This is a genomic window from Modestobacter excelsi (genome assembly GCF_005930495.1).
Taxonomy (GTDB): domain Bacteria; phylum Actinomycetota; class Actinomycetes; order Mycobacteriales; family Geodermatophilaceae; genus Modestobacter; species Modestobacter excelsi.
This window is the reverse complement of the sequence record NZ_SJEX01000006.1, coordinates 108,610-123,365: the sequence shown is the minus strand read 5'-3', so window position 1 is coordinate 123,365 and position 14,756 is coordinate 108,610. Positions and strand designations below refer to the sequence as shown.

Sequence of the window (14,756 nt, the reverse complement as noted above, 5' to 3'; positions counted from 1 at the left end):
GCCCCACAGCACCCCGCCGCCGCACAGCCCCTCGCAGAGGGCGTCCTGGCCCGGGCCAAGGCCGACGACGGGAGGGCGCTGGAGATCCTCTTCGCGCAGTTCATCCCGTCCGGCGAAGACATCGTCGAGACCCGTTACATGGGCGTCATGGGCTTGTGGGGAATCGGCACACACAGCTTCGCCGCGGTCACGACCGAGCGCGTCGCCTCGCTCAAGATCGGGCTCTTCGGTGCCGTGACCTACCAAGACGGCTCACTGGAGTACATCAACGGTTCGGTGGTCTCCCAGCCATCGCGGCTGAAGCTGTACCTGCCCGCCGTGCTGTGGGTCCTGATCCCATCGGCGATCGTGCTCGCGTACTGGCTCACGTACGCGGCCCTGGGACGGGCAGTGCTGGTGGGGACAGGAGGGACGTTCGTGTCGGCAGTCGTCACGTTGCTGGTCCTCGCGGTCGTGCTGGTCCTCGTGCCCGTCGTGCTGAAGCTGACCTACCGCTTCGTGAAGAGCGGGCTCGTGCTCTGGGTCCGTGAGGGCCTGTCCGTGTTCATCTTCATCGACCGGCGGCGCATGACGCTGGCCAACCGCTTCTACCGTCTCTGCGCCGAGCTCCGGGACGAGCGCATCCGCGAGATCGGTCATCCCTGACGATGTTCGAGCACCCTCCCGCGCCCTGGCGTCGTCCCCGGGCGTTCGATCGCCGTCCGGTCCAGGTGACGCCGGCCGGGTGCACGTGACGAGCAGATGACCACGTCCCGGGACCGCCCGTCGCCCACCCTCCTGCTGTCTGCGGCCAGCGTAATTGCGGTCGCAGCCGGCGGAGCGCTGGGCGTCACGGTGGTCCGCTCGGTCTGGTTCCCCAGCATGCCGGTCCTCCTGGGTGGACTGGCCCTGACGGCGCTCGCCGGCATCGTCCTGGCCAGAGCAAGACGCTTTGAGGTAGCCCGGGACCGAGACCGGGACCGGAGACGGCACGCGGAGGACCCTGCGGAGGCTATGGCCTGCGGCGTGACGGCCGACCCGGCAGTCGTTCTAGCGGCCCGCCATGTCGCCGAGCCCGCCGAGCCCGCCGAGCCCGCCGAGCCCGCCGGGCACCCGGTCGAGGACCCGGTCGAGGACCCGGTCGAGGACCGGCTGCCCCCGGAGCCGGGAAGTGAGCACCTGCACCTCGTGCTCCCGGTACCGAGCGACCGGTGGCGGGGAGGGGGAACCGGGCCCGTGGATCCAAAGGACACCGCAGCAGCGCGACACACTCGCTCCCGGGAGTTGAGCTCGTACCTCCGGACATCGCTCATCGCGCAGTGTCCGCGCTGCGGCGGGTTCCGTCTCACCGCGGAGGCAGCCCTTTCGGGGTACCGGTTCGGCTGCCGGACGTGCGAGTTCGGCTGGAGCTGGCGATCTGGACAGCCATGGCCGCCGACGCGGATCGACCCACGTCGGCGTCTCACCGATGCCACTGGCGCAGCCGAGACCTGACCGGAGGCCACTGATGTACGACCACACGTTCTCCCGCCAGAACCCGGGCTGCATCGTGATCCTGCTCGACAGGTCGGAATCGATGGGGTTGCCATGGCGGAGTTCGGGGATGACGCTCGCTGATGGAGCAGCCCGAGCCATCAACCGCCTCCTCTTCGACCTGTGCATCAAGGCCACGAAAGAGGTCGGCGGCGCCGTCCGCGACTACTTCCACGTTCTCGTGCTCGGGTACGGGGCACGGCCGATGGAAGGCGGGGAGGGCGTCGAGTCCGCATTCGGGGGCAGGCTCGCCGGTCGAGGCATCATCCCGCTGTCGGAGTTGGCGGGCGCACCGCTGGCGATCCGCGAGGAGCCCTCCGTGGACGCCATGGCGGCGACCACGAAGATGCCCATCTGGGTGGAGCCGGTGTACGGGTACAGGACACCGATGTGCGAGGCGATTGCGGTCGCCGGGGGGCATGTCTTCGAATGGGTCGAAGACCACCCGGAGTCGTTCCCGCCCATCGTCATCAACATCACCGACGGCCTGGTGACGGACAGCCCGTACGAAGGAGCCGAACTGGCTGAATGGGCCAAGCGGCTGGAGACGGTCGAAACGCTCGATGGACCGACCCTGCTTTTCAACGTCTTCCTGTCCTCCGAGGGGGAACCGGCCTTCTTCCCCACGAGTGGGCACCACTTCCCCGACCCCGGCCCGCAGTTGTTCGACATGAGCAGTCCACTTCCTGCGCCGATGGTCCGCAACGCCCAGGCAGCCGGCGTGGCGGTCCTCCCCGGGGCCCGGGCGATGTGCTTCAACGCCGACCTCGAGGCACTGGTCAAGTTCCTCGAGATCGGTACGCGTGCGGCCGAGCTCCCAGGCCGATGAGGCCCGGCGATGTTCAACACGCGGATGGTGACCTTCTGGCTCCAGAAGGACGGCAGCCACCCCCACGAGTGGGAGGACGGCGCCATGGGAGACGTCGGGGACGTGGGTCGCGGCCGCAATCCCCGATTCGTGCTCGCCGATGGTGCCACCGAGGCATATGACGCCATCCGCTGGGTCGACCACCTGGTCACCTCCTTCACCGACCAGGACGGGGACGCGCCGGAACTGGATCCTCCATCGATGCTGCGGTGGTTCACGGCCGTCCAGCAGGCCTGGGTCGCGGCCGCTCCGCAGACGTTCGGCACCATCTTCGAAGAACACGCGTTCGCCGACGGCTCGTTCGCCACCCTGCTCGGGTGCGAGATCAGGGACGCCGACGGACCCGCGCCCTGGTGGCGGGCGGTCGCACTCGGCGATACAGTCCTCTTCCACGTCCGGCGAGGTGCCCTGCTCGTGCACTTCCCGCCGCTTGCCCCGGACGACTTCGGACTCCATCCCGACGGCGTTGACACAAGGCCGGCGGCCCTTCCGCTGATGATGCAACAGCTGACGTCGGCCAATCACGGACTCCAGTCGGACGACGAGTTGTTCCTCGCCACCGACGCGCTGGCGGAATGGATCCTCCGGACGCGCCAACTCGAGGGCGACGGCCGCGTCTGGGACTTCCTGTCCCACCTCTCGCATCCCGACGTCTTCGCCCAGTTCGTCGCCGACAGCAGGGTTGCCGGCGTCATGAAGAACGACGACGTGACCCTGATGCGGATCCTCGTCAGTGAATCGGACCCCGAGCTCGTGGTGGTGTGTCTGTGATGGAGTACCCCAGCGCGGACGACTACGTGCGAGCCGTTCAGCACCCCGCGGACGTCTTCGCCGAGGAGAGCTTGCAGCAGGCCCGCTTCGAGGTGCACCCGTTGCTCGGGATTCCGATGCCCGCCTCAGGGAGCACCGCCGTCGTCTTCAAGGCGTACGTGGCCGGTGAGCCCCAGGCTCTGCGCTTCTTCATCAGGGAGGACGTGTCGAGCCGGGAGCGCTACACGGCTCTCGGTGGGCATCTCCGGGACTCGGGCCTGGGGCCGAACGTCGCCCTGGCAGAGTGGGCGGACAACGCGATCCGGATCGGCGAGCGGCAGTTCCCGATGATCCGCATGCAGTGGGTCGAAGGCCGGACCCTGGACCGGTATGCGGACCACCTCGTGCAGCAGGGGGACCTCCAGGCGATCGCGGCTCTGGCCGGCCTGTGGCGTGACCTCATCAAGCGGATGCAGGCCGCGTGGTTCGCACATGGCGATCTGCAGCACGGCAACGTGCTCGTGGACGAGCACGGCACCTTGCGGCTGGTCGACTTCGACTGCGCGTGGATCCGCTCGTTCGAGGGGAAGAGGCCACCGATCGAGAGCGGGCACCGCAACTACCAGCGCGCGGGTGACCGGTGGGGTCCGTGGATGGACACCTTCCCGGCGCTGGTCATCTACCTGTCACTGCTCGCTCTGTCGCGCAGCGCACGTCCTTGGGAGCTCTACAACGAGGACAACCTGATCTTCAGCCACCGGGACTTCACCGCACCCTTCGAGACCCCCGTCTGGCAGCAGCTCGCAGTCCTCCAGGACTCCGACGTGGACCGGGTCGCCGGCCAGTTGCGTGCCTGCTGCGACCCCGCCTGGAAGTCCGAGATGGACCTCGAGGCCGTCTTGGCCGGCAATCGACGGATCGTCATCACCGAGTACGACTGGGTGACGAAGTCCGAGCAGCGTCACACGCGGTTGCACGGAACACCGACGGCTGGTTCCGGCTCCGAGCGTGAACCGATCGGTGTGCCCGGTGGCGTGCTGCCCCCGCCGCCGCCGATTGAGGTCCCGTACGTCGCCCCGGAACCCGCGCCCCTGCCGCCTGCTGACGCAGGCTCAGGTTCGGGCGACATCACCCCTGCCTCGACCGGCGCGTCCGTGGCGACCGTCGCGAGACCGCGGCGACAGCCTCCTCCGACGAGCTTCTTCGGGGCGCTCGGACTCTCGCCCGGGCTGGCGGCCGCCGGCGTCCTGTTCCTCGCCGTCGCGCTGGTGGTGACGGCCGTGGTCGTGCTCGGGTCCTCCAGTACCGCTGTGGTGCGAGCCGAGCCGGCGGACGTGACCGGCCCTGCGCCTTTCACCCCGGACGCCAGCGGCGCAGACAGCGGACAGCCGCCCATCGAGACGCCGGACGGCACCGTGACCGGGGACAACCCGGGCATCTACGGCGGTGCCAACGCCAACACCTGCGACACGCTCGCCATCGCGACGTTCCTGGAGACCCATCCGTCTCAGGCGCGGGCTTGGGCGAGCATCCAGGGCATCCAGCCCAGTGGGATTCGTGAGTACCTCGGCGGGCTCACACCCGTGACACTCCGCACCGACACGGCAGTCACCAACCACGACTACCGCGATGGGAGCGCCTTACCGCTCCAGTCCATCCTGCAAGCCGGAACGGCGGTCCTGATCGACGAGCGGGGCACCCCGCGGGTCCGATGTGCGTGCGGGAATCCCTTGAGACCACCAGACCACGAGCCCGTGACGAGCTACGAGGTGGATTCATCACCTTGGGCGGGCTTCTCAGCCGAGAGGGTGACGGTGATCCAGCCGGCGGCCGCGCCGCTCTCCGAGTTCGTCCTCGTGCTCCCGGACGGCGATGCAGTGCCGGACAACGACGTCGTGATCGCCCGGCCACGGGGGACTCAGGGCGAGGAGGACCACCCCGCCCCACCCGCCGAGACCGAAGCCGCCCGTGCGATGTCGGATGCGCCCGAGCCGGAGCCGTCGTCGCCGAGAACGGCGGATGAATCCTCGATCGGACCAACGAAGTCCAGCACGCGGGTCGAACCGGGCGACCCGACCGGTGAGACCTCCGGATCAGGGAGTGGAGGGAGCACTCCGCCCACCTCGCAGCCGTCAGGTCCGTCGGTCGCTGTCTCGTCTGGGGCCGAACGGGCATCGGCGCCGTCGAGTCCGGTGCCGTCGAGTCCGTTGCCGTCGAGTCCGTTGCCGTCGAGTCCGGTGCCGTCGAGTCCGGTGCCGTCGAGTCCGGTGCCGTCGAGTCCGGTGCCGTCGAGTCCGGTGCCGTCGAGTCCGGTGCCGTCGAGTCCGGCGGCGTCGAGTCCGGTGCCGTCGAGTCCGGTGCCGTCGAGTCCGGTGCCGTCGAGTCCGGTGCCGTCGAGTCCGGCGGCGTCGAGTCCGGCGGCGTCGAGTCCGGCGGCGTCGAGTCCGGCGGCGTCGAGTCCGGCGCCGTCGAGTCCGGCGGCGTCGAGTCCGGCGGCGTCGAGTCCGGCGCCGGCCAGTCAGGTGCCGTCGAGTCAGGCGCGTCAGGCGCCGTCTAGTCCGGCGGCGTCGAGTCCGGCGGCGTCGAGTCCGGCGGCGTCGAGTCCGGCGCCGTCCAGTCAGGAGGCCGTTGAGGGATGAAGTCCCGTCCGCCGGACAGAGGGCATCGTGTTGAGGGCACGCAACAAGCGCTGCCAAGGTGACCGGCGCGTCACGACGGCATGGCGACGAAGCGCGGCCGGGTGTTTCGCCCCTCCCCTCGTGCGGCCACATGCCGCGGCAACCCATCGGTAATTGGTCAACGGCTCGCGCTGCCGATCGGCTCAGTACTGCCTGGCGGCACGGCAGTGCACGTCGTAAGGCGGCAGGGCCGTACGAGGATGGACCGGGAGCCGCCGGGGTTGCCTGCCACTCCCCAGTGGAGCACGCAGCAGATGAGTAGCGCGCAGCACCGGCACGGCCTACTCAGTCAAAGCCGGCTAGGTGGCCGTCGACATCGACCTGGCCGGCCACCGCTCGGCCGACCGCCTGCAACAGGGGCACGGCGCCGACGGCGTCGAGCTTCCGCAGCCGGCCGCGGTCGCGCTGGGGGACGCCGAGGACGGCGAGCGCGTCCTCGGCCAGGTCCGCGTCGTAGCGGAGGTAGGTGAACAGGTTCCGGCCGCCGGGCGCCACGGCGTCCAGGCGGGCGCCGAACTCCCGGTCGATCTCGTCCCCTGCGCGGGTCCGGCCCAGCGACCGGCAGACCAGGTCCTGGCCCACGGAGGCCCCCCGCATGAAGACACCTGGGAAGTTGGCCGCGTTGAACAGCAGGCCGGCTCTGTGGGGCAGTAGCCCGGGATGAACGGACGCCGCCGAGCCAGTGCCCACGGACACGATCAGGAGTTCGTCCTCCCCGGCCGGCCAGCACAACCCGTACTCGGACAGGGTCGCCATGAGGAAGAGCAAGAGGGCGGCGTTGTTGAACGGTGTCATCCCGCCGTCCTGGAAGACGAAGTCGGCGGCCCCGACCCGCATCCGCTGGGGCGGGAAGTAGACCGGAGCCGCGGTGCTGCCCCGGATGACCGTGCTCAGCGGCAGGTCGAGGTTCCGATCCGGCTCGGTGTTGAGGTACCGGTCGGCGCTGTTGTACCGGGCCCGGGTGCAGTTGCTCAGCGGCCACGGGGAGTCTGTGACGGTGTTGTGCAGGACGACGAGCAGCAGGGACCGAAACCCCGGATCGCCCAGCGTGGTGCCGGGCCCGAAGAAGCCCTCCAGCTCCTCGGTCAGCCGGCCGTCTCGGTACAGGGACCGCAGGCGCATCGGCAGGAACCGTCGCCGGAAGACCTTGCGTCCGAGGGTCTCGTACCGCTCCCGGACCTCTTCGACCGGCTTCCCCATGGCCAGGGCCGCGGCAATGATCGCGCCCGTGCTCGTCCCGCCGATGTAGTCGAAGTAGTCGGACAGGACCAGTTCGGTGTCGCCTCGGCGGCGCCGCAACTGCTGCTCGAGCTCGGCGAGCACCTCCAGCGTCAGGACTCCGCGGATCCCGCCGCCGTCCAGCGTCAGCAGCTTCTTGGGGCCCGGTGCCTCCTGCCGGTCCTCATACCGGCGCGGCGTCGGGTCGATGACGCGGACGCGCGGGCCGGGACGGGTGAACCCGAGACGTCGGACGAAATCGAGAGTCCCCCCGGGCCCGTCGCCGCCCTTCCCGTTCCATACCAGCAGCGCGTTCGGCGACGCCGCCAGAAGCCCAGCCACCTCCACCAGCCGGACGTTGGCCCGGGCGAAGGCGTCCTCGTCGTCGGGCGCGGCCTCGCCAGGAGGCGGGACCTCTACCTCGCTGCGCTGCAGGAGCTCGCGGAAGCGGGCTGACCAGTCGCTGCCCGGCAGGTCGACCGAACGCCGCTCGAACTCGTCCGGCGGCAGGGCCAGGCACACCCGGATGCGGGCGCCCCGTCGCAGTCCGGCCTCGGCCGCGAGGATGTCCGCACCGCGGGCCCCACCGCAGACCACCGTCGTCCCGGGACCGACCTTCCAGGCGTCGAACGCCTCGTCGACCTCTCGAGCCACGCGCCCGATCTGACCGGGTGGGAACCGCGGTACCTCGCGATCGGGGGTGTCGACCATGTGACCGCTGACGGCCACCGCGGCGGGGGATTCGAGCATCGTGGGCGCACCTTCTGTTCGGCCGCTAGTGACAGTCAGCACCCTGGCTGATCCGCGCCGGAACGTCACCGGTGCTGCGCCCCGTTCGGCGGGCCATCACGGAAACCGACCCGATCCGGCTCGCTCGGGTGCACTCTGGGCCTCGCGCGGCCCGGGAGGCGGCCGCGACGCCGGGGTGTCCGAGCACCTGGCGTGAGGGGGAGCGATGCCCGACCGTCCGTTGTGCTTCGTGCTCATGCCCTTCGGCAGGAAGTCCGATCCCGCCGGTGGCGCGGCGATCGACTTTGACGCCGTCTATCAGCGGGGGCTGCGGCCGGGCATCGAGGACGCGGGGATGACGCCGATCCGGGCCGACGAGGAGAAGCTCGGCGGGATCATCCACCAGGCCATGTTCGAGCGGCTGCTGCTGTGTGACTTTGCGGTTGCCGACCTGACGACGGCCAACCCCAACGTGTTGTACGAGCTCGGCGTCCGCCACGCTGCACGGCCCCGCACGACGCTCACCGTGTACGCCGCCCAAAAGCCCCTGCCGTTCGACGTCGGCCTCCTGCGTACGCAGGACTACCAGCTGACGGCGAAGAACAAGCTGAGCGCGAAGTCGGCCGAGAGACTGCGGGCGAGTACCGCCGAGCACCTGACCTCGCTACGTGAGCTGGCGCGACAGGAAGACGTAGCAGACAGCCCTCTGTTCCAGCTGGTCTCGGCGTGGCGACCGCAGCAGCTACCGGCGGCGGCCGCCAACAGCTTCCGAGAGCAAGTCCGGTCCGGAGAGGCCCTCAAGCGACGGCTTGAGGCCGTTCGGCGGATGGCGGGCTCCGCGGACACGGAGCCGGAAGAAGCACGTGCCACCGTCCACGACCTCCACGCGAGCATCCGCAAGACCGACACGGCCGACCTCGGCGTCTGGACCGACCTCCTTCTCGCCTACCGCGCGCTTGGCGACTGGAGCTCCATGATCGAGGTCCACGCCGAGATGCCACACCGGTTGCGCCGCCAGCCCGCTGTCCGGCAGCTCGTGGCCTTCGCCCACAACCGGCTGGCGGAGGACCCGGACACCGCGCACCGGGACGAGCGACGCGCCACGGCTCTGTCACTCTTGGACGAGCTGGAGGAGGAGCGGGGTGCGTCGTCCGAGACGTACGGCCTCCGCGGCCGCGTGTTCAAGGCGCAGTGGATCGAGACTGATGCGGCGGGCGACCACCTCGCAGCCGCGGCCTTGCTACAGAAGGCGGTGGACCAGTACGTCCGCGGCTTCGAGGCCGACTGGCGGGACTACTACCCGGGCGTCAACGCGGTGACGTTGCTCGACGTGCAGGGGACACCGGTGAGCCTGGCCACGAAGGGCGAGTTGATGCCCGTGGTCCGGTACGCGCTGGAGCAGCGGGCGCAGACCGAGGCCGTGGACTACTGGGTGTCCGCCACACGGCTGGAGTTGGCCGTCCTCGACGACGACCCGGAGCGGGCAGCGAGAGCTCTCGGCGAGTGCCGGAGTCAGCAACCGGAGCGATGGCAGCGCAGCACGACCGCCGGCAACCTGCGCCTCATCCGGCGTGCGCGGGCCACGCGGGGCGTCGAGGTGACCTGGCTGGACGCCCTCATCAGCGGACTCGATCGGGACCGCCCCAGTTGGGTGACTCCTTGCCCGTGAGGCTGCGGCCTCGCTGAAAGGGTCAGCACCGTGCCCAAGCCGTTCCTGCCGGAGTTCCGGCGAGACGTGATCGCCGTGGCTCGCGAGGGCGAGCGTCGATCGCTCAGACCGCTCGGGACTTCGGGACCTCGCAGTCCTATCTGGCCCGCTGGTTGAAGCTCGCCGACCGGGAGGACGGCCTGGCGCCTTCCTCGGCCGCGGACCGGGGCGGTGGAGGCAAGGACGAGTCCGCGAACCGCAGGACCGAGACCGGCGAGTGGGTCTACCCGTCCAAACAGCGCCTGAGCGCCTTCCTCGCCGAGTGGCTCGTCGGGCAGCGGCTGGCACCCGGGACGCTGGCGAGCTACCGGAAGAACGTGCGCCTGCACATCGCGCCACACCCAGGTGTACCCAGCCATGACGTTGGTGACGGTGGGTTGGGGTTGAACGCAGGAGACCCTCCGAGTGGGGTGTGGCTTGTCGAAGGCCCACATCCGCCCGGAGGTTCTCGTGTCCCACGGTAATGCCCGCCTGACCGTGCACGGCCGCAAGCTGATCGTCGACCGGCACGCCGCCGGCTGGAAGCAGTCACACATCGCCGCGGCGATGGGGATCTCCCGCAAGTGCGTGCGGACCTGGATCGGCCGCTACAACGCCGAGGGCGAGGCCGGGCTGGCCGACCGGTCCAGCCGCCCGCACACCAGCCCGACCCGGACCCCGGTGGAGGTGGAGGTGGAGGTGGAGGACCAGATCATCGAGCTCCGTGCCCGGGAGCGCCGGGGTCCGGCCTGGATCGGCGCCGAGCTGAGGGTGCCGGCCCGCACCGTGTCCCGGGTCCTGGTCCGCCGCGGGCAGCCCCGGCTGTGTGCTCTGGACCCGATCACCGGTGCGGTGATCCGCTCCTTCAAGCAGACCGCGACCCGCTACGAGCGGTCCCGGCCCGGGGAGCTGGTGCACATGGACGTGAAGAAGCTCGGGCGCATCCCCGAGGGAGGTGGCTGGCGCGCCTACGGCCGCGGAGTGGGGGCCGAGACGGCCAAGAAGAAGACCCCGTTGGGCTTTGACTACGTGCACTCACTGGTCGATGACTTCGCCCGGCTGGCCTACTCCGAGGTGCTTCCCGATGAGAAGGGCACCACCTGCGCCGGCTTCCTGACCCGGGCCGCGGCCTACTTCGCCGACCACGGCATCGACCGCATCGAGCGGGTGATGACCGACAACGCCTGGGCCTACCGGTACTCACTCCAGGGCGTGTGCGCCCAGCTCGGTGCCCGGCAAAAGTTCATCCGACCGCACTGCCCCTGGCAGAACGGCAAGGTCGAACGCCTCAACCGCACCCTGGCCACCGAGTGGGCCTACCGGCAGGTGTTCACCAGCAACCAGCAGCGCGCCGCCGCCCTTGCCCCTTGGATCCAGCACTACAACACTCGACGCCGCCACTCAGCACTCGGCGGCCTGCCCCCGATCAGCCGCCTGACACCAACCTGATGGCCGGGTACACCTAGGGTCTGTTCCGATGGGACCGGCTCACCGGGACGGCGGTCGATGCCCGGATGCGCACGTTGGAGGCGTCGGGTCGGGCTGACGGTCAGGGTGGACTGTCACCCCGCACGTCCGTTACGTCTACACCATCCTCCGGTCTGCACTCGCTGACGCGGTCAAGCACGGCCGGCTCGCCGTCAACCCCACCGACCGATCCACCCCGCCGAGCCCGTCGCAGGCGCGGCCGCCGGAGATGCACGCCTGGACCGCACCCGAACTCGCCCGGTTCCTGCGGTGGGCCGAGGAGCATGACAGCGACATCGCCATGGCGTGGCGGCTGCTCGCCTACACCGGCATGCGTCGCGGTGAGGGGCTGTCACTGCGCTGGCGGGACGTCGACCTCGATGCCGGGCGGGTCGCCGTCCGCCGCAGCGTCGGCGTGGTCAAGGACAAGGGGAAGGGCGAGCAGCTGGTCGAGGGCGCAACCAAGACCGGTCAGTCCCGCGTCGTCGACCTGGACGCCGGCACGGTCGCTGCGCTGCGCGCCTACCGCGCGGTCCGCGGGTCGGTAGCCCTGGACCTGGTCCGGGACATCGCCCTGGTGCTCGGCACCCTGGACGGCAACCACCGTCACCCGGAGCGGTTCTCCCGGCTGTTCGTCGAACGCGAGCTCCAGGTGCGCAGGGCGGTGGGGGAGGAGCTGCTGCCGATCATCCGGCTGCACGATCTCCGGCACACCCACGCGACCCTGCTGCTGGCCGCCGGCGAGCCGGTCAAGGTCGTCTCTGAACGGCTCGGCCACGCCAGCGCGACGATCACGCTCACCGTGTACCAGCACGTGCACCCCGGCATGGGCCGGGAAGCCGCCGCCCGCTTCGCCGCGCTGCTCGACGGCTGACTTCAGCGCCCGAGCCGCCAAGTATCAAAGTGGTATCACGGCGCACTTCCTGGCCCCGAAAGGAACCACCCCGGGCTCCTGACCTGCAGGATCCCGGGGTGAGGCGGCGTCCGAAGGGCGACACGCCCACATACGCACACAACTCTCGGCCGTCCGCTGATAGAGGCCAGCGGAACGACCCCTTCATCCGGGTCGACGTCGTGGCGCGGGGGCACCGTCACGGTGAGTCCCCCGGGCGTCGCCGTCCGTCCTCGCCGTGGGCAGCGTCGCCGTCCGAGACCGTCGCCGCCCGCGCTTTCCTCGCGCGTGAACACGTTGCGCACGAGGTGCTCGGCTACGCTGCGACCGGCGCCGGTCAGCGCGGTGCCGATGCACTGGCTCAGGCCGCGGACATGATCACCGGAGGAGCGCGGCCGTATCCCTCCGAGACGAGATCCTGAGTTGGCCGTGGCAGGCAGACAGGTGGGGTCCTCAGCCATGACCCTCGGACGTCACCTACGCCCCGGACGGTCGACACCTCTACACCGCCGACGTGGACGACGGCACCATCGCGTGGTGGATGCAGATCTCGGCGTCGTCACGGCGTGGGTCCCCGTCGGCAGCAGCCCCACGAGCGTCGGGGGTCACGCCGGACGGGGACCGTGTGCTCATGACCAACGTGGTCGATGGAACGGTTCGAGTCCTGAAGGGGAGCGTCGGCCGGTGGTCGCGCAGCGGGAAGAGCGACAGGGATCCCCCACCGCCGGATCGAGGGCTGATCCGGGCCGGGTTCGCGCTGGTGTCCCGAGCGCCTTCGAGGCCTGCACGCGAGCGCCCAGCGATCCCGGGCGGTTCACCCAGGAGTGAGAGCGCCGGTTCTCCCGACTGCTCCCTCCCCGTGTCACAGATGGCTGCGGCTGTCTCGTCTCCGGACCGGGAGTCGATTCCGGAGATCAGGGGAGTGATGGCGATGCGGGTGTTCGTGGCAGGTGGGACCGGGGTGGTGGGAGGCGGCTGGTGCCGCAGCTCGTGGCTCGGGGACACCAGGTGACGGCTACGACGACGAGCGCGGCCAAGCTGGGGTCGCTGGAGCGGTTGGGCGCCGAGGCGGTCGTGATGGACGGTCTGGAGGCGGCCTCGGTGGGCGGGGCGGTGGCTGCGGCCCGGCCGGACGCGATCGTGCACGAGATGACCGCCATCGCAGGAGAGCCCGACATGAAGCACATGGACCGCTGGTTCGCCGAGACCATCCGGCTGCGCACCGAGGTGACGGACCACCTGCTGGCCGCCGCCGAGGCGGCGAGCGTGTCCCATGTCGTGGCGCAGAGCTACGCCGGCTGGAACGGGATCCGCCGGGGCGGGTGGGTGAAGACCGAGGAGGACCCGCTGGACCCGGACCCGACGAACGCGCGCGAGGGGTGGGAGGCGATCCGCTACGTCGAGGACGCGGTCGCCAAGGCCGACGGCGCGGTCCTGCGTCACGGCTGGCTCTACGGCCCGGGCGCCACCGCCGCGCTGGTCGAGCCCGTGCGCAAGCGGTGGTTCCCGCTCGTCGGCGGCGGGACCGGCTACACCTCGTGTGTGCATCTCGACGACGCGGCGAGCGCGACCGTCCTGGCCGTGGAGCACGAGGCGAGAGGCGTGTTCAACATCGTGGACGACGAGCCGGCCCCAGCCAGCCAGTGGCTGCCCTACCTGGCGGCGTGCGCGGCAGGACAGCCACCGAGGCGAGTGGCCGCGTGGCTGGCCCGGCCGCTGGCGGGGGACGCGGTGGTCACGATGATGACCGAGGGGCGCGGGTTCTCCACCGTCAAGGCGAAGCGGGAGCTCGGCTGGGAGCTGCGCCACCCGTCATGGCGGCTGGGTCCCGAGGTGGAACTCGGATGACCCGGGCGGAGGAGTTCGAGGACCTGCGGCCGCTGCTGTTCTCGATCGCGTACCGGATGCTCGGCAGCGTGAGCGAGGCCGAGGACGCGGTCCAGGAGACCTGGCTGCGCTACTCGACCTCCCCGACACGACCCAGGTCGGTCAAGGCCTTCCTCTCGGCCGTGGTGACCCGGGTCGCGATCGACGTGCTCCGCTCGGCCCGCGTCCGGCGGGAGGAGTACGTCGGGCAGTGGTTCCCCGAGCCGTTGCTGACCGACCCCTACGCTGATCCAGAGCGCTCCGCGGAGCTGGCCGACTCGGTGTCGATGGCGGCCCTGTTGCTGCTCGAGCGGCTCAGCCCGCTCGAGCGCGCCGTCTTCGTGCTGCGGGACGTGTTCGGTTTCGGCTTTCCGGAGATCGCGTCGGTCGTGCGCCGGTCGGAAGCGGCCTGCCGCCAGCTCGTGGTGCGCGCGCGTCGGCACATGGAGGCCGGCCGCCCTCGGTTCGAGGCCGGCCGCCGGGAGCGGGACGAGCTGGCCGGGCGGTTCCTGCACGCCTTCGAGGACGGCGACGTCGACGGCGTCCGGAAACTGCTCGCTGCCGACGTCCAGCTGGTCGGGGACAGCGGCGGGAAGGCCCCGCAATGGGGCAGCGGGATCTTCGGCGCCGAGAACGTGGCCCGGGTGCTCGCCGCGCTCGTCCCGCCGTTCCTCCAGATCGGCGGCGTGGTGGAGCCGCACGAGGTGAACGGGCAGCCGGGCGCGATCTTCCGCGACCGCGACGGCAAGGTCATCAACACCTGGGCGCTCGACGTCCTCGACGGCCGGATCCAGACCATCCGCGCCGTGCTCAACCCCGACAAGCTCGGGCACGTGGGTCCGGTGGCGGACGCCTGGGCGGTCATCCGCGAGGCGAACCGGGCCCGCCGACCCGCGGGTCGCCCGGACGAGCGGCTGGAGAACGGCGTGGTGCCCCCGTGACCGGGCCCACCATGACCCAGCTGGCACCCGCTGTGGAGCGTCCTACCTGCTGCACGAGGTCAGGCCGTGGTGAGACCGCCGGGTCGCCGGGTCCACCGGCGGGGCACCGGGAGTAGTGGCGCGCGCGGCCGCCGAGAAAGGAGACCCT

Annotated in this window: 11 protein-coding genes and 1 pseudogene; 10 read left to right on the top strand and 2 right to left on the bottom strand. The window is 70.6% G+C overall.

The window, feature by feature from the left end; genetic code table 11:
- A partial coding sequence (locus tag FHL80_RS25215) for a hypothetical protein (RefSeq protein WP_216870409.1) occupies positions 1-645 on the top strand: 645 nt, incomplete at its 5' end.
- Positions 646-1,029: 384 nt separating this feature from the next.
- On the opposite strand, the gene FHL80_RS26665 is transcribed toward FHL80_RS25215, so the two are convergent.
- Complete coding sequence (locus FHL80_RS26665) at positions 1,030-1,164, bottom strand: hypothetical protein (protein WP_281283426.1); 135 nt, start codon at positions 1,162-1,164, stop codon at positions 1,030-1,032.
- Between the two features lie 322 nt (positions 1,165-1,486).
- Between FHL80_RS26665 and FHL80_RS04155 the strand changes: the two genes are divergently transcribed.
- Genes FHL80_RS04155 through FHL80_RS04145 form a run of 3 tightly spaced genes read left to right on the top strand, consistent with a single transcriptional unit; the run spans position 1,487 to position 5,769 of the window.
- On the top strand, positions 1,487-2,341 hold the full coding sequence (locus FHL80_RS04155; protein ID WP_138732175.1) for a VWA domain-containing protein: 855 nt from the start codon (positions 1,487-1,489) through the stop codon (positions 2,339-2,341).
- 9 nt (positions 2,342-2,350) lie between these two features.
- On the top strand, positions 2,351-3,151 hold the full coding sequence (locus FHL80_RS04150) for a hypothetical protein (protein WP_138732174.1): 801 nt from the start codon (positions 2,351-2,353) through the stop codon (positions 3,149-3,151).
- Positions 3,151-5,769: a DUF6777 domain-containing protein gene (locus FHL80_RS04145; protein ID WP_138732173.1), complete on the top strand. Its 2,619-nt coding sequence runs from the start codon at positions 3,151-3,153 to the stop codon at positions 5,767-5,769. Before FHL80_RS04150 ends, FHL80_RS04145 begins: the two co-directional genes overlap by 1 nt.
- Positions 5,770-6,093: 324 nt before the next feature.
- Here FHL80_RS04145 and FHL80_RS04140 read toward each other — a convergent pair whose 3' ends face one another.
- Positions 6,094-7,776, bottom strand: a complete 1,683-nt coding sequence (locus FHL80_RS04140) for a patatin-like phospholipase family protein (protein WP_138732172.1) — start codon at positions 7,774-7,776, stop codon at positions 6,094-6,096.
- Positions 7,777-7,981: 205 nt separating this feature from the next.
- On the opposite strand from FHL80_RS04140, the gene FHL80_RS04135 reads away from it, so the two are divergent.
- The 6 genes and pseudogenes from FHL80_RS04135 to FHL80_RS04115 all read left to right on the top strand — a co-directional run bounded on the left by FHL80_RS04135 (position 7,982) and on the right by FHL80_RS04115 (position 14,608).
- Entirely contained in the window at positions 7,982-9,424 is a 1,443-nt protein-coding gene (locus FHL80_RS04135) for a TRAFs-binding domain-containing protein (RefSeq protein WP_138732171.1), read from the top strand.
- A 30-nt stretch (positions 9,425-9,454) separates the two neighbouring features.
- Positions 9,455-9,627 (top strand): annotated as a pseudogene (locus FHL80_RS26095) (transposase); the annotation flags it as partial.
- 286 nt (positions 9,628-9,913) lie between these two features.
- A complete protein-coding gene (locus FHL80_RS04130; RefSeq protein WP_138732170.1) occupies positions 9,914-10,891 on the top strand; it encodes an IS481 family transposase in 978 nt (325 codons plus the stop codon).
- 247 nt (positions 10,892-11,138) lie between these two features.
- Positions 11,139-11,783: a site-specific integrase gene (locus FHL80_RS04125; RefSeq protein WP_138732169.1), complete on the top strand. Its 645-nt coding sequence runs from the start codon at positions 11,139-11,141 to the stop codon at positions 11,781-11,783.
- A gap of 1,026 nt (positions 11,784-12,809) precedes the next feature.
- The gene (locus tag FHL80_RS04120; RefSeq protein WP_246078446.1) at positions 12,810-13,649 is read left to right on the top strand and encodes an NAD-dependent epimerase/dehydratase family protein; all 840 of its coding nucleotides are present in this window, start codon (positions 12,810-12,812) and stop codon (positions 13,647-13,649) included.
- Positions 13,646-14,608, top strand: a complete 963-nt coding sequence (locus FHL80_RS04115) for an RNA polymerase sigma-70 factor (RefSeq protein WP_138732168.1) — start codon at positions 13,646-13,648, stop codon at positions 14,606-14,608. Before FHL80_RS04120 ends, FHL80_RS04115 begins: the two co-directional genes overlap by 4 nt.
- Positions 14,609-14,756: the final 148 nt, after the last annotated feature.